The organism is Sphingobacterium sp. MAE (assembly GCF_056711605.1).
The window spans coordinates 3,694,295-3,715,095 of sequence record NZ_CM160044.1 but is presented as its reverse complement, the minus strand read 5'-3'; the positions used below and the strand labels follow the sequence as shown (position 1 = coordinate 3,715,095).

The 20,801-nt window shown below is 42.5% G+C and carries 12 protein-coding genes and 1 pseudogene; 11 read left to right on the top strand and 2 right to left on the bottom strand.

Annotated features, from left to right (window positions below):
* Positions 1-426: 426 nt before the first annotated feature.
* The 5 genes from AC06G9_RS15935 (at position 427) to AC06G9_RS15915 (ending at position 4,162) form a co-directional block, all read left to right on the top strand.
* Positions 427-1,071, top strand: coding sequence for a DUF6266 family protein (locus tag AC06G9_RS15935; RefSeq protein WP_094772379.1), 645 nt, complete (start codon positions 427-429; stop codon positions 1,069-1,071).
* 73 nt (positions 1,072-1,144) lie between these two features.
* Entirely contained in the window at positions 1,145-1,696 is a 552-nt protein-coding gene (locus AC06G9_RS15930; protein ID WP_248753064.1) for a DUF6266 family protein, read from the top strand.
* Positions 1,697-1,718: 22 nt separating this feature from the next.
* Complete coding sequence (locus tag AC06G9_RS15925) at positions 1,719-2,204, top strand: DUF5675 family protein (RefSeq protein ID WP_480956701.1); 486 nt, start codon at positions 1,719-1,721, stop codon at positions 2,202-2,204.
* Positions 2,205-2,441: 237 nt separating this feature from the next.
* Positions 2,442-2,666, top strand: coding sequence for a hypothetical protein (locus tag AC06G9_RS15920; protein WP_480956700.1), 225 nt, complete (start codon positions 2,442-2,444; stop codon positions 2,664-2,666).
* A 389-nt stretch (positions 2,667-3,055) separates the two neighbouring features.
* Positions 3,056-4,162: a hypothetical protein gene (locus AC06G9_RS15915; RefSeq protein WP_480956699.1), complete on the top strand. Its 1,107-nt coding sequence runs from the start codon at positions 3,056-3,058 to the stop codon at positions 4,160-4,162.
* A gap of 142 nt (positions 4,163-4,304) precedes the next feature.
* Here AC06G9_RS15915 and AC06G9_RS15910 read toward each other — a convergent pair whose 3' ends face one another.
* Entirely contained in the window at positions 4,305-4,736 is a 432-nt protein-coding gene (locus AC06G9_RS15910) for a hypothetical protein (RefSeq protein ID WP_480956698.1), read from the bottom strand.
* Between the two features lie 373 nt (positions 4,737-5,109).
* Between AC06G9_RS15910 and AC06G9_RS15905 the strand changes: the two genes are divergently transcribed.
* The 4 genes from AC06G9_RS15905 to AC06G9_RS15890 all read left to right on the top strand — a co-directional run bounded on the left by AC06G9_RS15905 (position 5,110) and on the right by AC06G9_RS15890 (position 11,900).
* On the top strand, positions 5,110-6,228 hold the full coding sequence (locus AC06G9_RS15905; protein WP_480956697.1) for a hypothetical protein: 1,119 nt from the start codon (positions 5,110-5,112) through the stop codon (positions 6,226-6,228).
* 635 nt (positions 6,229-6,863) lie between these two features.
* Positions 6,864-7,439 carry an RNA polymerase sigma-70 factor gene (locus tag AC06G9_RS15900; RefSeq protein ID WP_480956696.1) on the top strand — a complete coding sequence of 192 codons (576 nt, stop codon included), beginning with the start codon at positions 6,864-6,866 and terminating at the stop codon, positions 7,437-7,439.
* A 450-nt stretch (positions 7,440-7,889) separates the two neighbouring features.
* The gene (locus AC06G9_RS15895; protein WP_480956695.1) at positions 7,890-8,816 is read left to right on the top strand and encodes a FecR family protein; all 927 of its coding nucleotides are present in this window, start codon (positions 7,890-7,892) and stop codon (positions 8,814-8,816) included.
* A 438-nt stretch (positions 8,817-9,254) separates the two neighbouring features.
* The gene (locus AC06G9_RS15890; protein WP_480956694.1) at positions 9,255-11,900 is read left to right on the top strand and encodes a TonB-dependent receptor; all 2,646 of its coding nucleotides are present in this window, start codon (positions 9,255-9,257) and stop codon (positions 11,898-11,900) included.
* Between the two features lie 499 nt (positions 11,901-12,399).
* On the opposite strand, the pseudogene AC06G9_RS15885 reads toward AC06G9_RS15890, so the two are convergent.
* A pseudogene (locus tag AC06G9_RS15885) lies at positions 12,400-13,989 on the bottom strand (transposase).
* Between the two features lie 1,180 nt (positions 13,990-15,169).
* Here AC06G9_RS15885 and AC06G9_RS15880 point away from each other — a divergent pair.
* Together AC06G9_RS15880 and AC06G9_RS15875 are read left to right on the top strand one after the other, a co-directional pair.
* Positions 15,170-16,489: a TlpA family protein disulfide reductase gene (locus AC06G9_RS15880; RefSeq protein ID WP_480956693.1), complete on the top strand. Its 1,320-nt coding sequence runs from the start codon at positions 15,170-15,172 to the stop codon at positions 16,487-16,489.
* A 645-nt stretch (positions 16,490-17,134) separates the two neighbouring features.
* The gene (locus tag AC06G9_RS15875) at positions 17,135-20,797 is read left to right on the top strand and encodes a SusC/RagA family TonB-linked outer membrane protein (protein ID WP_480956692.1); all 3,663 of its coding nucleotides are present in this window, start codon (positions 17,135-17,137) and stop codon (positions 20,795-20,797) included.
* Positions 20,798-20,801 lie beyond the last annotated feature (4 nt).

Sequence of the window (20,801 nt, the reverse complement as noted above, 5' to 3'; positions counted from 1 at the left end):
CTGAGATCGGTACTTGCTTTTAACCTTGTTCGTACCTGCTTTTAACCTTGTTTTAAGGTATCCCATAGGTGCACCGTCCCTGCAAAGTCCCTGGACCGTCCTTTTCCCGGTACAGGGACGGTATAGGAGCGGTGCAAAGACGGTGTATAGAGGCCTTTGGTTAAAACGAGGTGCGTAGCTGGTAGCCTCTTGGCTAGGAAGAGGTGTTGTTTTTCTCGGTCTGAGCATCAGGATTTTTAGAACCTGTTTAATACTAAACCGACAAACACCGACAATATGTTACCGGTACACCGACATACACCGACAAGATCATTTTGGCTCTTGACAAGCCCTATGTCCAGGTGCTATGTTTGTCATCGTAAAGCAGAATATACCGGTATGCATGAAGCCTTTACGTATGGTCAAATCTTTTAAAAAATTAGAAAAATGGGAACAATTAGACAAGGTGCCAATGGGAGTTTTCGAGGTAAAGCCGGCAGCGTGATAGGTTCAAGCTGGAAGGGTATCGACTACATCAAAGGGCTGCCCAAAAAGCGGACAAAAGGAGCTACAGAAGAGCAGCTTATCGTGCAGGCACGATTTTATGTGATGTCAAAATTCTTGATGCCCATAGCCCCAATCTTGCGCCTGGGTTTTGGTCAGGTCAATGCCAATCGGATGACGCCGACCAATGCGGCCCTGCAGCAGAATATCAGTCAGGCAGTGGTGGGCTCTTATCCAAATTTTGAACTGGACTACAGTAAGATCATGATCAGTTCGGGCTCCTATATCGGTGGCGGTGCGATGGCCGTATCGGCATCGCTTGGGGTACTTTCGGTAGACTGGGATTTTTCGCTCAACAGCCTATATGATTCCAAGGCAGATGATCAGGTCATTATCTTACTTTATCAGCCCAAGGCGGATGAATTTATGACGACCCCTACGCCGGCCACACGTGCCAATGGAACCATCGATATTACGGTACCACCGCATCTGCTGGGGTCAAAGGGGCATGTATGGATCTTCTTTGCCGACCGTAAAGGGACCAAGGTATCCAGAAGTACCTATCTGGGAGAAGTGGACTTACTGTAAACTGTTGTACAGCATGTCGAATCGGGAGAAGCGTCGGGCTTCTCCCGATTTCGATATGATAAACCAATCGAATATGTTGATGATATCCAATAAAGAAAAAACGCAGGAGCAGCCCAACAAGGCCAAATCGACCCAGCTTGGATTTAAGTTGGTCCGCTATTTCCTCAATCCGCTCAATCTGTTGATCCAGATTGGCTTTGCGACCCGTAAGAAAGGAAAAACAGCACTTGGCAGGGCCATGTCGCATCATTTACGCAATGCGGTCACCGGAGAGTATCCGGATATGAAGATCGATCCGGCCAAAGCAAAAATAAGTGAAGGAACCCTAGCTCCGTTGCTGTCCCCTCAAGCCGAACGTGTGGGCGACTGTATGACGGTGAAGTGGGCATTACCAAATCAATTTATCGCAGACCATAGCCACTGGGACGATCAAGTGATCCTGTGTGTCTATGATATCGAGGCCGGAAATGCAGCGGTCAATGAGCAGCAGGTGATCAGAAAAGATGCCTATATGAAGCTGCAGTTGCCTTCTGTCTTACGGGATAGACCCGTGCACCTGTACCTGATGCTGCACGATCGGGATAAACGGATGGTCTCCAACAGTCTGTATCTGGGTAGTTTTTAATGCAATTCTAAACAAAAATCGTATGCTGCTACAAGTCATCCGTATCAAACAGGGGAAGGACAGTACCCTGTCTGAAATCTATCTGAACCATCGGTTTATCTGCTATGGTCTGGAGGATATCCCCCGTGAGCAGAAGATCCCGGGGAATACCTGTATCCCTTTGGGTACCTATACATTGGGCTTCAACCGAGATGGGGGTATGAATGGTAACTACTATGACCGCTATCCTCAGATGCATCGGGGTATGATCGAGATCCAGGATATCCCTGGTTTTAGTTATGTCTACATCCACATCGGCAATACGCATAAGCAAACTGCGGGCTGCCTGCTCGTGGGCACAAAGTATGTGTTTGAAAAAGGCGACTATCGCTTGGAACAGTCCGTTACGGCTTACAAAAAATTGTATCCCTTACTGGTGGAGCTTATGATGAAAGGGGAGGTTGTTATGGAAGTAACGAGGTCGTGTTGTGCCTCTGTCGCCGGCACAGGGCTAATTACTTTTTCTTGATAAAAAGTAATCAAAAATCAAGGCTGTATTCCTTTTTGCTATTTCACCTTGAATATGCTAAATGAATTTAAACTCGTTATACTCAAACAGAAATTCATTTTTAACGCCTCTTCATCAGTGTAATTACGCAGTCGTAATACAAGGCCTATTAGATAAGCCTGCTGCTTTTGGATCTTGAAGTAGCAACAATTTTATTTTCTAACCTACTAACTATTTAACCTTTTAACTTTTATACAAATGAAAAAAATAATTCAAAAGATAAGTCGTGCGCTACAGGTTGTGCTTATAGCGCCGATCAAATTACCGGGCAAGGCACTGCATATCATCAAATATATCGCGCTGGGTCTTGGTATAGTAGAGACGGTGCTGGATGATCCGGACAAAAAAGGAGAGGAGGAGCCTCCGCCGGAGGAGTCTATTGTGCAGCAGAAAGAAAAGGAGGTGCCCCATGAAATGGAATGATATGCGATTGGGGGCGATGGGCGGCACGCTCTGCTCGATCTGGGCTTCATTCTCTTTTGGCGATCTCGCGCAGACGGTATTGATGGCTGCCGTAGGTACGTTGGTCAGTTTTCTGACTAGTAGGCTATTGGGAAATATCAAGCGTAAATAATCCAATAAATAGGCTTATCTGTCATCGGATAAGCCTATTTATAATACGCTGCTCAACAGCAATTCACTCAGCATGTTTGATCGGGTTTATCAATTTTCCTCGTGCTGTTTTTCTGTCCCTGTGCTCTGTTTAAGATAAGTTTAAAAAAATAAAGTGGCTTTAAATAGGAATTAACGTGTTATTTTTATATTTGCATCCAGAAGAATATCATATTAATAAAACCTATAAATCAATACCAGTGAAAAAGTTAACCTTAGTACTTCTACTTATCTCTTTATTTGCGCAAGCACAGGAGAAAGTAAATTTTACAGAAAAGTTTAAAAAAGAGAATCAAGGCAAATATCAAGTAGAGGTCAACGAAGTGAAAGAGCTGCTTCAGATTATGATCGCCATTACCAAAACGGGCTTGGAAAATGAGGATATGATGCAGCAAGAAGGACCCTATTATCAAGCTGTACTGAAACAGTTCAAGGCTTATGAAAATGAGCCCATTATTCACACCTTTGATTCCTTATTGGTACAAACCCTGATCAATAATGTATTTTTAACGGGCAATGGTATTTCTTACTATTTCAAAGGCGACAAACTCGTGAAAAGTGATGTCTATATTTTCCCTGCGGGAGGGGTAAACGGGGTGAAAGTTGTTGAAAATCCAATCACACAATATAAGCAGGAACTGGAAGATTTTGCGAAAAAGTCCAACTTCCGCTCGTTTTACAAAAAACACAAAAAGTATTATGCCAATATCATCGCTCAATACGAAAAAGAAGCCCATGTTGGAAAACAATGGAAATGGCTGGAACAGAATTTTGATACGCGTATCAATGCTTATACGATCTACTGTTCGCCGCTCATCAATGGACTGAATTATACGTCTGAGTTCAACAATAACAATTTTCGATTGATTTATATGAGTTTGCCACCTTTATCCAGCAACTCGTACATGAGTCCAATTGAAAACGAATTGTTTAATACCAGGGTGATGTTTACAGAAATTGATCATAATTATGTCGCTAAACCTACAAAAGAGCATAAAGCCAAAATTGATGAAGCATTTAAAAACCGTACATATTGGGTTGATGAAACCGTAGAGGGGATAGATGCGTATACGTCACCAAGATATATCTTTGATGAATATATGACCTATGCTGTGTACTTGTTGTATTGCAAACATCACTATAAAGAAGCTGATTTTCAAAAAGCATTTACAGCAACAGTTGGAGTAATGAAGGATAGAGGTTTTACTAAAATGAAAGAATTTACGGATAAATTGTTAACTGTTTGTGCAGAAAATCCAGAAAAAAAGATCGAATATGTGTATCCAGACTTTTTGACCACATTATAATCCTGTTCATACAGATTTTTAGCTATCGTTTGATGATTACTTTCTGCTAGGAAGTAGGGAGTATTTGAAATGATCGGTTTAAGAAATAACCAATGCCATGGGAAAGGTATTGGCCCATGGCATGGATTGGAGTAGAGGGGTATTATAGACGTTTATAGTAAATCCGAATCATCAACTGTCCTTCCGCATGACGGTTGAACTGCTTACCTACATCCGTTATGGATGGGACATGCGAGACATCTGCTTGTTTCTTTTTCGATTCGTATTCGGTTACCTTGACCGAATCACCGTCCAATAGACCTGTACGGTTTTCGTCAGTCTGTTTATCCAAAGTGATCGGCGAGTGATTGTTGATCGCAAAGACGATCTCGCGCGCAAGATTGCTTTTAAAATCCTCCGATAGCGTAGCGATATAGGTTATTTGATCTTTACTGAGATCAAACTTGGATATCAGCCAGCTCCGAAGAGAAAGAAGGATATGTTCTTGTTCCATCATTTGGTACGTGATCGTAGCACTGTATAGTTCAGCGAGCCATTGTGTGACACCCCGACTATCAAATGGGTATTTTTTCATGTGTTTTACAATTTGCAATTTTAGCTTTTTTTTGCTCACCACGGTCATAAAGCCATAAGCTGTAACAGCATGCTTCACTACAGTTTATGGCATTAGCGCATAGGAGACTTGATTCAGTTAATTATTAATTCGATCGAATGACGAATATATGAGCTATCTCCTATTAAGAGAAGCAAAGTGTCTGAAATTTCTACGAATCCATCATATTCTCCGTTGAATTTCTTGAAAATGTTAATTTAAATGTGTTTAAAGTGATTTTTGTGTCGGCGAACAGGAAAATGAATTTCGTTAAACTGGGTGTGTAAAAAAAGCGTTACACCTAATTTGTACGAATTTAATTAACTTAGGGGTAAATAATATAATTTATTCTAGTATGATCGCTCTTCGATTTTTCCTGAGATCTTGGTATGGAAACCTCAGGTCTATATTTTTACTTGCAGCCATTTCAGCTTTTTTGATCACTTTTTATACCACCGCACGTTCTCTTCCCTGGAGTCTTACTTCACCCAAACATCTGTTGATCTTCCTGTTCAGTTTTGTACTGATGGTGGTCGCTATCTTCCCGACGGCCTATGTGGTCCATCGATTGGACAACGACCGGTTGATGAGGAAAAATGAACTGTTGCGGTATTTGATTCAATTTTTCCTGTTGGTCATCCTTCTGGGCGCTATTGCGCTACGGGTGGTATATGCCGTATATTGGGCTCTATTTGGAGTCGATCTGCAAAAAGCGGAATATTTTGAACGGGACTATGTGGTGGTCCTGTTCTGCCTGATCATGGTGCAGGTCTACTATGCCGTCCGTAAGGAACGGAAGGCTAGAAATTACGGACTCAGGAGATATCAGGTGATGAAAAAATGGCTGTCTCAGCGTGATGAGCGCTTAAAGGAGCATGCTCATGATCGGGTTTTACTGTTGCAGGAATCACGTTCGGAACAACAGCGCTTCATCTTGCAGCACGAGGCGGAATTGAACCAATGGGCTGTGGAACGGGCGCAACTGGTTGAGCTGTACGAGAACCAGCTGCACGAATTGCGCGTACGCAAGCAGCGCCTCAGAAACAACCATGAATTGTTGAGTAGGGACGAAATGCGGCTGAAAATATTTCTTAAGGAACTGAACGATGCAGTTTTGGTCATCATCGGAGCGGAAAATGAATGGGTCCGGATCTCGCAGATCGCCTATTTTTATCTAAAAGTGGGCTCCTCCCGCTCCAAGCTTGTGGATGTACTGTTGCTGGATGGGCGCGAGGGTAAAGTCGATCTGGAGTCGCTGGCCAAAATAGAAAAGTTATGGCCCCATCTGCTGTTTCGAGCGGGGCGGGGGCGGTTGATCATGTTGCTGGCCATCAGAACATTATGCAAAGAGGGCGACACACATGTGATCGTATTTTACGGAGCGCAGCAAGAGCGGTATAAGGTGCATGTCGATGTATATGAAAAACTGCTCAAAATACGAGCAGAATGGGCCAGATTGATGCCCGAAAACTAGCAACACCAACGATCGGGGATAAAGCGCTATTCCCGGTCGCAGCGTACTCCAAACTGATCGGATCTAGTGTTCATATTTTATGATTTAAAAATGTGTTTTAAATTCTTTTATTAATTCTAAACCTTAGCAGCGGTAATAATTTTAAAATTAGATCAGATAGGCATATAGGATATAATGTTTCTTGATCAACCTCTTCCTCTTAATATTCCCCTCTCACAGCACCAATAACCCACTTCTTAAAAATATTTTAAAAATCCACTAGGGATTGGGGCCCGAATAGGAACCCTATTATATACCTGTGGGCAACCAATTGTGTAAACGATCCGGGTGCTTAAAAGGAGCCAATTAGCTGATGTCTAATCCCCTTGTTAAGTAGCCGATCATTTGATGTTGATTGCGTACGATCACCTGTGTCTGTTATGCCTGATAAGAGGCTGGTGAACCGCATATTTTCGCTGCAGAAAAAGGTCCCAGATGATGATGAGCAACAGCACGTATGGTGATATACGCCAGATGCTTATTGACGTTTTTTCGGTTCAAGACAGGCGGTGACCTTGATAGGGCTGTATTATTTAAGGAATATTATCAGTATATTCATATAGTGTATGTATTGATGTTTAATGAATTATGGATCAATGATAGACGTTAAATTAAACATGCTTTCGGATGACGAGCTCATTCAGATACTGAAGAACGGCGAGGAACAAGCGTTTACCGAATTGTACAATCGCTATTGGAAAAAGCTGTTTACAGCGGCAGCCAATAAACTTCATCATCTGGAAGAAGCCGAAGATATTGTGCAGCAGGTCTTCGTGAGCATCTGGAATAGAAGAGAAGAGCTGGAGATCCATTCATCCGTCAGTTCCTATCTGGCCGTTGCTGTCAAGTACCGGGTACTCAAGCACCTCAATTCCCGATTTAAACATAAGCATTTCAGTGATATTGCCGCCGAAGAAGTCATCACCGAACTTGCGGACGACTCCACGCAGGAATGGCTCGAATACAATGAAGTCAATAGGCGACTGCAGCAGGTGGTCGACGCACTGCCCGAAAAATGCCGACTGGTCTATGAGATGAGCCGGATCGAGGGACGCAGCCATAAAGAGATCGCCGCAACCATGGATCTATCCGAAAAGACCATTGAATGGTATATCACCAAAGCCCTTAAATCGATCAGGACCGGATTAAAGATTTTTTTTCTCACCCTATAATGTATGGGAGTAGCCTGATGGATGCGGTATTTTATTTTTTTATAGACCTATTTCGTTTTGGGGGTCTTGTGCGATTATCGTATACCGATAAAGAATGTAGGTCTATATTATTTAATGCGCTGTTTACTGTTACTTATAAATATTTTTTTCATACCTGCGCTAGGGATACGTCCACAATTGGGAACCTAATAACGAAGAACGGAGGAATCAGAACTAAATGTGCTCATGATGAATACACGAGATAGACGAATAGCATTATTAGCCAATAAATGGCTGGAGCAACGCATCACCAACGAGGAGATCGCCGAGTTCAATAGCTGGTACAGCGAAGGATTGGACAATCCAGTTTTTGTTGGTAAACATTATGCCGCGTCGGACGACGAACTGCGCGATCGCATCTATAGCGTTATTCAACAGCGCATCCACAGCAGGAACAGGAAGGATTATTGGATGCGTGCCGTAGCGGCTGTATTTTTAGTGTTGAATCTGGGCGTTGCGGCATATGTCTATCATCATCATGAGCCAGATGCAGTCGCCCCGGCAATAGCCGATATACGTCCTGGGACAGATCAAGCCACCTTGATCCTGGCCGATGGCAGGCGCATCCCTTTGTCCGATGCCGCATCGGGCAAGCTGGTTGAGCAGTCGGGTGTAGCGATTACCAAAACAGCCGATGGACAACTGATTTATGAAATAACAGGTGCTCCAGATGCAGCACCAACAGATAAAGTGATTTACAATACCATAGAAACTCCACAAGGAGGGCAGTATCAGGTCAAGCTGCCTGATGGAACTCATGTATGGCTCAATGCCGCTTCATCTTTACGGTACCCCACGTCTTTCCCAAAGTCAGGGCATCGCGAAGTAGCATTGGCCTACGGCGAGGCTTACTTTGAAGTAAGCCATGATGAGGACCATACCTTTGTGGTATCTTCAGGACGGCAGGATATCGAAGTGATCGGCACAAACTTTAATATCTCTGCCTATCCCGAGGATAATCTGATCAAGACCACCTTATTAAAGGGTAGGGTGAAGGTCAGCGATCGACTGTCCAAGAAAACAGTTGAATTGCTCCCAGGACAGCAATCCATCTTGGAGGGCGATGAACTTCGGGTCAAGACTGTTGATGAGGTCAACCGGCAGCTGTGGAAAGACGGTAAGTTTACCTTTGACAATGAGAGCATCCGCTCCATTATGCAGCAGGTGGCACGTTGGTATCAGGTTAAGGTGGTGTTTAGGGGGCCTGTAGATGATATCCGACTGATAGGAAGCGTATCCAGATTTGAGAACCTGTCCAAATTACTGGAAAAATTGGAGCAGACGGGCTTGGTCAAATTTAGTTGGGAGGGCGATCAATTGGTCGTCATGAAAGCGTAATAAAAACAAACTAAAATAAACAAAAAGACCTCATCACGTTAAAGTAAATGTGTTCTATAAAAGTACTGTTTTGAGTGTAGCTTTTTTAATGGACCGCACGGAGGGGAGCCTCCTGCGGTTTTTTACTGTTAAATAACGTCTTGTTATGAGGATTTGAATCTGAGATGATCCTCCTCACCTTACTATTAAATTCACCATTTATTTACATCTGTCGTTAGGGAACCGACCTCAATAAGGAACCTATAGGTATACACTTACACGAAGGATTCTATTATGTAATGACCATCATGATTTATGTCATATTCGATCTACTATTGGTATATACGGTGACTTCAGCTTGCCTTTATAGTGGTGATCGCATGCTGCTTCTTATTTACACTCGTGGATCTTATTGTAAATCTCATTTAGCACTATGTATCAATTTCTTGTTATTTTTTAATGAATAAAGTCCTATTTCTTTTCTTTTTTTATCTGCCCTTTATCTTTGTGGGTTCTTTATCAGCACAGCAATATGAATTGCGTGGGCAGGTAACAGATTCCTTAAAGGTCGGTATAGCAGGTGCAGTCGTTCGGATCTATACCAGCAAGGACAGCCTCAGTACAGGTACCAGCAAAAGCGGCAATTTTATTGTTCGGGCAGTACCCCGAGAAGCTGTCACCCTAGTCGTGCGCAGCTTGGGCTATCAGACATATAGGCAAAATCTCCATTATACAGGAACAAGTCATATTTATGAATTGCCTCCGATTATACTTCAATCCACTGTTAGGCGGCTTCAGGAAGTACAGGTCCGAGTGCCCAGTCCGATAGGAGTTGGAAAAGATACGGTTGAATACAATGCCGCTGCCTATGCGGTTGGCGAACATGACCGATTAGAAGATCTATTGCGGCAGCTGCCCGGAGTACGTGTCGATGGAGAGGGCAATGTCACCGCTATGGGCCAATCGATGACCAAACTACGGGTCAATGGCAAAGATTTTTTCACTAATAATGTTAAAGATTTTTTAAAACAGCTGCCTGCGGGTATTATTGCCAAGCTGCAGGTCATTGATGATTATGGAGATCAGGCTAACTTCACGGGAATCAAAACGGGCAAACCCCAGAAGATGCTCAATCTGGTGATCAAGGATGGACAGAATAGAGGTATCTTCGGCAGTATGGAGTCCTCTGCCAGTACACAAGATCTTTTTGGAGCAGGCTTTCAGGGCAATGTGTGGCTAGATGTGCATCAAGTGAGTGGCTATGCCAATCATCAGAATGCCCGTATCGAGGGCGGAAGCCAGCAAACCACCACTATGGGCACGAATTACAGAAGGTCCATGGATCAATTAAATGTTTTCGGCACTTATGGCTATAATGGGACCTATCGAAAAGGAAGTTTTGAAAGCTATAGCGAGAGCGGTACCAGTAACGGTATCCTTTATAATCAACTTCAAAATGACAATAGCAGTGAAAATCAAAACCAGCAGATGCAGTTTAGTGTGCAGTCTCGCAGGAAAAGAGATTTCTGGAATTTGCAGCTGGTAGGGCAGATCGGTAAGGGAAATAATCAAACGCATAGCATCTCTAAGCAGACTGGAGCGATTGTGCAAGATCTTGATAATACGATAATGACCGATTCGAAAAATAGCAATGGAAAGTTATCCCTATCCTGGAGTCGGCTGATGCAAAAGCAGGGACGTAGTTTGACTGCGAGCTTTTCCGCAACGGCACAGGGAGGTCAAGACCAGAGTATGCTCCATGATCAGTTGCGTTTTTACAATCAAGTGACCAGCCAGCCCGTGAAAGATTCTGTTAGCACCCGTTTGTTAGATGCACATCGAGGTGAGTCCCTATTTGACCTATCGGCCCAATACACCGAACCTCTTAATGATCACAACACGGTAAACACCAAGCGCAGTTTGGATATCGGCTATCGTTATTCACGTCGTAGGAACGATAAACTGCAGCAGACCAAGAGTGATCATGAAGGTGTACTGATACCTGTAGATTCGTTGAATACCGATTTTCGTACGGTATTCAATACCCAACAGCTCGATTTAAGCTACCGCGGAGCATCACCCAAGCTCGACTATAACTTCGGGCTGAGTATGGTGCCTACGCGTATGTCCGCAGACGAATCCCTGCAGCAGCGAGACATTGCTTATCACATGTTTCGTATATTGCCTATTGCGAGTGTGCGCTACGCACCTTCTTTAAAAGACAACATACAGTTGAATTATACAGGTACGGCTTCACCGCCTTCGGTTGATCAATTGCTGCCTTTGCAAGATCTACGCAATCTCCAGCAGATCACCGTGGGCAATCCCGATTTAAAACCCACATTGACCCATGGACTTAGCTTAAGTCTTAATCACATCAACCCCGTCAAAGGAGATACGTATAGCTTAGGCTTAAATACAAATCTAACCCAAGATCAAGTCGTCGCCAATGTGCTGTTAGTACCCGATACGCTGAACAGTTTCAAGCAAGAGACCCACTATGTCAATGCCGATGGAGCTTATAATCTAAACGCCAGCTATGATATGACCTTGCCATTTGCAACATATTATCAGCTGCGGTGGGGTACATCTGGAAGTAAAAATAGATCGATTGTTTTTATAGGAGGTCAAAAGGCAGACAATAGCACCATCTCCCTGCGTCAGTCTCTCGGTGTAGCGCTCAACAGTAAAAAAATCCGCGGAAGCGTCAACCTCAATTACAGTTGTGAAAACAGTCGATATGAGTTAAATAGCGATTTGAACAGGCGCACCTATACCTGGGAGACCAGTAGCAATGCGCGCTGGACCATCAGTTCCCGATTGGCTATTGGTGCAGATGTCCGTTACCGGATCAATGGAGGCTATACCATTCCCATCAAAAATCCCATTATGCTCAATGCTTCTGCCGAGTTATTTTTGCTTGCCAATAAAGAACTGAGCCTGCAGCTGTTTGCTTATGACCTGTTGGACCAACAGCAATCGATCCAAATGTTGGTAACCCCCAATACTGTGACCCAGCGCACCCAAAATCGGATCGGACGCTATATTCAGTTGACAGCTCAATACAATCTGTCGCGTTTTGGTGTTAAAAATAAGAAAAAATAAAACCGCTTTTTAGGGATAGGTAGTCACGCAGGAGAACTTAAGATACTAATAGATTAAGAAGAATAAACTATGAAACAGCCAATTTTATTGACTTTTTTTATCAAAGATTATGGCAACTAGGAGTCTATTTTAATTAAAGAGTCATAGTTGACCAATCAACTTACTCTTTAACTAAAACTCATTTATTCTAGAAATTTAGTGTTAATTTATTTTGATAACATAAGGCTAGAAATACCTCTCCATTAGTAATATGAAATTATATAAATTTATGTTAGTAATTCTATTTTGAAATTATTGTTGAGGTTAATCAAGCTTTTTCAATTGTTGAAATAGTAGCAACTAAAAAAGAAAGAGGCCTCCTCATAAGTAATTATGAGACGGTTTTTGCATTTAGTACAATTTTGAAGCTATCTTCTTGTTTTATCAAGCCATGTTAGATTGATCTGGTAATTTCTTGTTTTTTTTACTTTGTGGTGAGGAAAGCAAATTAAAGAGAGCTTTACGCTCTCCACTTTCTTAGGTTATGGGCGATTGACAGTAATCCAATTTCGACTTCAGTCTTTGTCATCCCCTTGAGCATAAATCGTTTAAAGCCATGATTACTTTTGATATTGGCAAATACAGGTTCCACATCAACGGCCCTTTTCTTGTGATAACGGATGCTCTGCTCGCTGTTTAGAAGATTATCTGCTTGCTCTTTATGCGCTTTCAAGCGGTGATTGACTTCCACGATCCGGTTTCCCCGCGATTTGTGGCATTTTCCCCTCATACGGGCTGCCCTGACAGTTGAGGGCCTGGTAGCGACTGGACACCTGCTGAAAACCCGAGGTCGTGGTTCTTTTGGTAAATCCGATCAGACTCATCTTTTGCCCCATCGGACAGTACAGGCAATCTTCTTCTCGATTATAATGAAGCCCCGGCATTGAAAAGGGGCGCTGTTTTCCTTTTTGATTTTGGTCAAAGCTGCCATACTTCATGTAAGCTCCGATCTGTTTACTCTTCAGCAGGCTGTAATTCTCGTCCGAACCATAACCGGCATCGGCAACCACTGATGAGGGTGTCAATCCTTACAGGTCTTCATATTGCGAGGGAAATATCGATGTTTTGGCCGAACAGCGCCTAGTGTCAATTCGTACAGGTCTTCATATTGCTGTAAGTGTGCCGGGAGCGTTAAGGTGTCGGTTGGATTGCAATAGAGCGAGTAATTCAGGATGAATTGATTCTGGGTGGAGATCTGCAGGTTATAGACTGGTTTCAATTGACCGTTTAGCATATGGTCTTTTTCCATGCGCATAAAGGTCGCATCGGGATCGGTCTTGGAAATGCTGTTACGCGAGCCCATTTTCTTTTCCTGGTCTTCATATCGCTCCAGATTATTCGGCCATTTCTTTCGGGCATAATTCAGCTTTTGCTTTACTTTTTTGTCTATCTCTTTATCCTGCAGTGCCCGGTCGATCTTTGCAATTGTTTTACGAACCTGTTCAGCGTCCATCTGCTCAAAGTCAGAAGGTGAAGTATCTTTAAGCTCTTCGGCTGCCACACCCTTGGCATATTTCCACAAGTCATCCAGCTGCGATTTAATCCGCTCTTTACTGGTTTTAATGGATTTGCCCCATACAAAGGTGTATCGGTTTGCAACCGATTCAATCTTAGTGCCGTCTGTAAACAACGCTTCTTTCAACCAAACCACCCCTTCTGCGGCCATTAAAAGTAAAATCTGCGAGAAGATCTGCTTGAGAATAGCGGAAAGCATTTCACTACGAAAACGGTTGATCGTATTGTGGCCCGGTGTTTTCATCCCGCACAGCCACATGAAGTGGATGTTTTGGCGAACCTGTTATTCAAGCTTCCGGCTTGAATACGTGTTGGTCAGGTAACCATAGACCAGCACTTTGAGCAGCATCCGCGGATGGTAGCTTGAGGCTCCTCTTCCTTTATACTTTCGTTTGATCGGACGAACGTCGATCTGGTCAATAATCTTTTTAACGATACGTACAGGGTGATTTTCTGCTATCAGTTCTTCCAGGCTTGGCGGAAGCAACTGCAGCAGATCGGAATCGTAAGGCTTAAAAACTGGTGTGCGTCCCATAATTCGAAAAAATACGAAAAATCTCAAAAACAATAAAGAGGCTATCCTTTTGCAATGCCTCTTTATTGTTGAGGTCAACACGAGGACGATTATAACATTTTTATTAACAAGTTACCTCACTATGGTAAAAGTGTAGGTCTTAATTTGACATCGGGTGTCTCTATCCTATTATTCACGGCGTAAATCATTTGACTTTTTAATGCAGTTGTTAAAATAGGTTTGCCAGAATTGTCAGTGGCTTGAATAGCACATATAAAATCATTAGGATCTGGACATGGGGGAGGATTTATACCTATATTAAAGTAATTGTTAGGATTTGTTGTATTGTGGGGAAATGAGTCGATTGGGGAATATAAATACCAAGGCATAATTGGAGTGCTTTTATACATCAAAAAGCTAAACTTTAATTTTAGTCTACTCTGTTACAGGATTTTCGACATACTCCTTATTTCTATTATAACTGGCGCCAGATTTTGCTGCACCCTTCATGTAAAAATTACCATTATCTGATGATGTCTAATTGCGTATGTTAATTATTATAACCTGAATTTAAATCAATACTAAGTTCCTTATAATAGAGAAGGCAGCGTTAGCAGATTTTTGTCAATTTTATTGACAGATTTTTATCAAAAACTAGGGTATTTAGGAGTCTATTTTATAGACGGAGGCAAAAGCGGCTGTAGAAACATGTTAATTTAACTTTGGAAATGAAAGCATAAGGTCCAGTATGCAGCACATTGCCCGTTGGTATTAGGCAAAGGTGGTCTTTAGGGGGGCGGTAGATGATATCCGACTTGTAGGAAGCGTATCCCGATTTGAAGACTCGTCCAAGTTATTGGAAAACTGGAGCAGGCTGGATTGGTGAAATTTAGTTGGAAATGCGATCAAGTGGTCGTAATGAAAGCTTAGTAAAAACAAACTAAAATAAATAAAAGGCCCTCCTAACATTTTAAATTAATATGTTCTAAAATTACTGTTTGTTTGAGTATAATTTTTTAATGGACTGTATGGAGGAGAGCCTCCTGCGGTTTTTTTTAAATAACTTGCCTATTATCGAAATGTTGGATTTTATACACTACATATGGCTTAACTTAAAATATACAATTTATTTACATATCGAACTAGGGAATCTATTGTCATAAGGAACCTATAACTACAAACTTACATTAAAGATTCTATTATGAAATTGTCTACATTACTTTGTTTTTTACTATTGATAACAAGTATTACAAAAGCACAAGAAAAAGATGAATACGGCCGACCAGCATTAGTTCCTGGTATTGCCGAGCTCAAAATTGGCGATCAGGTTCCTGATATTTTAATCGACAAGATTTTAAATAGCGATAAGCGCAGTATCCATACATCGGATTATAAAGATAAACTATTGGTGCTTGATTTTTGGGATACTTCGTGTACCGTGTGTATTGCAAGCATGCCCAAATTAGACTCTTTGCAAGGTGTTTTTGGTAATCAGATCAAATTACTTTCTGTTACATGGCAACCCGAAGAATTGATAACCAAATTTTTCAAAAATAGCCGTTTTTTAAATGATCACCAACCGCCTGTGCATCGTGCTTCGGCGGTTGAGGATCGCATTTTGCGTTCGTATTTTCATTATCAAACTAATCCACATGTTGTTTGGATCAATAAGGGTAAAGTAGTAGCGATAACTGGAGGAGAGTATATTACCAGTAAAAATATTCAAACCTTATTAGATGGCAAGGCTATTGATTGGCCACTTAAGTCGGAGGAATTTGATGTAACAATTCCCTTTACAACTTTGAACCCATTATGGCAAGATGCAAGAAATTCCCCCATTTATAGCTATTCTATTTTAACAGGTCAAGCAACCTCTGTTAAGGGAGCGGGTATTAATTTTAAACAAGATACCGTAAATAATCATACCCGTGTAGCGATTTTTAATCAAAATATTTTAAAGACCTATCAGATGCTGTTGTACAACACGAGATCCGATGATTTCAATACTAAAAATGGCTATTTGACTTCTCATCCTAGTCGTACAATATTAGAGGTGAAAGATCCTAGCCGCATTACTTATGAGAAAGAATACGGTGATTACACCGATTGGATAAAAAAGAATGCAATTTGTTACGAACAAGTGAAACAAGGTATTGTTGAGAGGACCATTATGACGAAACTAGCGGTTCAGGATCTGAATAATCGTTTAGGTCTCAATGTAAAGTATGAGAAGCGTAAAATCAAATGTCTGGTATTTGTCAAAACGGATAAACCGGTAATTGATACAATGGCTGTTGAAAATGGAGGAACATTATTATCTTTCCTGATTATTAACCTTGATGTATTGCGTAAGTATCCACCTTTTATCGACGAAACAGGTTTTAGGGGAGGCTTAAATTTTCAAAAGTACGATGGTACTATTGCTGGTCTACGTAAAGAAATGCAGCGTCATAATTTGGATTTGATGGAAGCTGAACGCGAAATCGAAGTCATGGTGATTTCTGATGCTCAAATGAAATAATTTTCAATATCATTTTTTTATTCTTACTGTAGCCGTAAAGCTGATGCTTTACGGTTTTTTGGTTCAAACTTTTAAATCACTTTAGGATTTATCAAATCTATCCCTGATAGTCGATGCACCTCGCAATTATCGCATTAATCAGGGATATCGTTTTCCGATTAAAAATCTGACATTGATCAATGTCTGTATGGAGCTGTATATAACAAAGAATAAAAAGCGGAGTTTGCAATTACACGTTCATCATCTATAAGATTAATAGCAGTCAACTTTTTTACTAACTACAATTACAACTACAGTTACTCAACCTCCCCTAAATCGGATTGGTCGTTATGTACTCTTCACGGCAAAATGCGACCTGTCAAGTTTTGGCGATAACTAGAGCAAAAAATAAATATTTTGAGATGATGAGTTGTTAATTAATAAAAATAATTAGGTTATGACTAGGGATAGATTATGCTAAAGGAACCTATATATACTAACCAAATTAAGAACGACAGATTATGAAACATTCAGTAATTTTCCGCTCGGATTAGATCCCTATAGGCAAAAAAAGCCAGGGTATGTTTGCGCATACACATGGCCGAAGCTGGGCTCAGCAAAGCAATCTCATGAAATTTACCTATTAAACCCAACTAACCCAAAAGTATGGATTATTTTTATTTTAAACAAAGGGTATGGCTTCCTAAGCTGGCCCCCCAATTTATGCTTGTTATGAAAATAACGACATTTTTAGTACTCCTCGGCTGTTTGCATGCAAGCGCAAGCGGCTATGGTCAAAAAGTCACCCTGTCGGAAAAGAATATTTCCCTGGGACAGGTCTGCAACCTGATAAAAAAGCAGACGGGCTATGATTTTCTGTACGGAGCCGATCTAAACAACCGTAAGGTCAATATCGACGCCAGAAACCAGGAGTTATCTGTGGTGCTGCAGCGCTTATTCAGCAACCAGCCTTTTTCCTATTCCATTTCTGATAAAACCGTGGTGATCCAGTCAAAATATGTCGCCGATGCCCAGCAGCGGAGCATCGAAGGAAAAGTGATGGACGAAAATCGGAACCCGCTGGCCAGTGCATCCATCCGCATTGTAGGGGGCACAGTGACCACCACAGATCTCAATGGTATTTTCAGTTTAAAAAATGTACCTGCAGACGCCAACATTAGCATCAGTTATATGGGCTATGAGTCCCGCACTTTTAAGGTGTCGGATCTCAAGGACTATTGCGAAATTGTCCTGCGGCAGTCTGAAAATACCTTAGATGAGGCCAACGTGATCAGTACGGGCTATTATACGCTTCCCAAAGAGCGGGCAACGGGATCCTTTGAGCATGTGGACAATAAGCTGTTCAACCGCAATGTGGGGCTGGATGTGATCAGCAGACTTAAAGGACTAACAACATCCACCATTTTCGGAGATGTGAGTCGTCCGCCCATGTATATTCCACCGTCTGGAAATGTTGCTCGGGGGGCTAGGAAGTATAATGCATTGGGAAATCTACAAATTCGAGGAATCAGTACGTTGACCATGGATACCCCCTATGATGCCGGGACTCCAGGTCGCTTGCCCCTTGTCATTCTAGATAATTTTCCTTACGAAGGGGATATTAATAATATCAACCCCAATGATGTAGAATCTGTGACGGTGCTAAAAGATGCTGCAGCATCCTCGATTTGGGGAAGCCGATCGGCTAATGGCGTGATTGTAATCACAACCAAAAAGGGCAAGCTTGACCAGCCGTTGCGGATTTCTGTCAATAGCAATATTTCGGTCAGCGAACGCCCAAATCTGTATTATTTGCCACAGATGAGCAGTTCGGATTTTATCGATATCGAAAAGTTTAATTTTGAACAGGGTACCTATAATCCGATTGCCTCCTCGCCCTATATCGGGATTTCGCCTGTGGTGGAACTGCTGTTCCAACAAAAGGCACTGCCGGTGAGCGATGTGGCGGGCCGTGCCGCTATCGATGCGCAGATCGATGCCTACCGCCATTATGACCGTCGCAAGGATATTTCTAAATATCTGTACAGAAACGCGATACTGCAGCAATACTCCATGAACCTAAGCGGTGGGGGTCGTCAGTTTTCCTACTACCTTTCTGCGGGCTATGACTACAACCGGAATAGCGAAGTGAATACCTACAATACGCGTAAGAACCTACAGAGCCGGATGAGTTTTACACCCATTAAGGATTTGGAATTCAGTGCCGATATCCGGTACAACAATGGTCTTTACCACACGCCATCCACCATGTTCAAGTCTCAGCAGATTTTACAGCGACTACCGAACCAGCCTTATCTGCGCCTGGTTGATGATATGGGTAATCCAGTAGAAGTGATCAACGCTAGCGGTAGTTTAATTGCCCCTAGGCATACTTATAGGCATAATGCAGGTAATGGACGTTTACTGGATTGGCGGTATATTCCGCTGAACGATATCAATACGAATTATGGGGAAAGTAACACCGAGGAAATCCTAACGAGTTTTGGAGCCAGCTACCAGATTGTCCCATCTCTAAGTGCAAATATTAACTATCAGTATACAAGAAGTACTGATGATAATATCCAGTTTCTGAGCCGGGACTCGTATCACATGCGCGATCTGGTCAATTCTTACGCATTGTATGATGAAAATGATCCCAATGGACAGATCACTTACCAAGTGCCCATATCGGATGCAATCAGCCAGCTTCATTTGCCAAGAGAGGCGCATATCGTCCGTGGGCAGATCAATTTTAGCCGCGTTTTTGCTGGTAAAAATGAGGTGAACGCGCTTCTTGGAGGGGAACGTAGCGATGCGAAAATTACGGGAGGACCCTTTATAGATGGGCTAATAGGCTATAGCTCGGATCCCATGTTCTTCATACCTTTTGACTATACGAAATCTATGAAGTTGCTCAATGGCCGATCAGGATCGAGCCCGTTTGGTTCCACTCCGATTCAGTTGTCCACTTCCTATGTTAACAGAACCACATCTGGTTATCTGAATGTTTCCTATGGATACGATAAGCGTTATATTCTTACGATGAGCGGCAGGTTGGACGGTTCAAATATTTTTGGTGTAGCGGCCAGTGATCGGATCAAGCCGAACTGGTCTATAGGAGGAGCTTGGAACCTGCACCAGGAAGCCTTCTTTAAATCTAATTTATTGGAAATACTGAAGTTTCGAGCCACTTATGGCTATATGGGCAATGTAAACAATACCATTGCGGCCTATCCAACAATCAATTATGTAACTGCAGCGAATAGCATTACGCAGCTGAATTATGCGACCATCGGAAATGGTCCTAATCCTAAACTTTCTCCCGAGCGTACGGAGATAGTCAACCTAGGTATGGATTTTGCGTTCAGGGGCAACCGATTCTCTGGTACACTCGAATGGTATCAGAAACGTTCCATCGACCTGATCGCGCCGGTTCCATTGGACAACAGTACGGGCTATTCGAGTATGATGCAAAACTCGGCTTCTCTGAAGACTACAGGTTTTGATATCAATCTACGGTCGGTGAATATCCAGAGTTCGCATTTCCAATGGAGCAGTAATTTGCTGTTGAGCCGTACTCGTTCGCTGGTGACCAAATATCTATTGCCCAACTTTTCGGATGATGCATACTGGTATGTTCCTGATGGAAGTGGAACTATTATGCCTAGTACATACAAGGAGGGAAAAGATCCCTTTACGCTGTACACCTACCGTTATGCGGGATTAGACCCAGATAACGGGGATCCGATGGGCTATGATGCCAACGGAAATATTAGTAAGAATTATGGAGAAATATTGAGCCAGAAATATAAGGATCTAGAAGACCATGGATCGATTATCCCGCGATATTACGGAGCCTTCCGCAATACCTGGCAATATAAATCACTTTCCTTATCCGCCAATATCTTGTATAAATTCAAGTATAAGCTGGCTAGAGGCGGATATTATGGTGATACAGGTATCTTCAGTTATAATTTAACTGTTATACCGGAATATGACCGACGTTGGCAGAAGCCGGGTGACGAGACGCGTATTGATGCGATCCCGTCAGTTGTGCCTAAGAGTTCCGATAGCCAGCGTGGTAAATTTTTTTCCCAGTCCTCTGCCCGAGTATTTTCTGCGGACCATATCCGCTTGGAAGATATCCGTCTGGACTACAGCCTTCCTAAAATGGGGCAGGCATTGCGCCATCTACAGATCTATTGTTTGGTGAGCAATTTGGGGATCCTGTGGCGGGCTAACCGGGTCGGGATGGATCCGGAGTCTTTATTTAGCCAGAGCCCGCCTGCGCCCCGTACTATCTCGATCGGATTTAATGCAGGATTTTAACCCT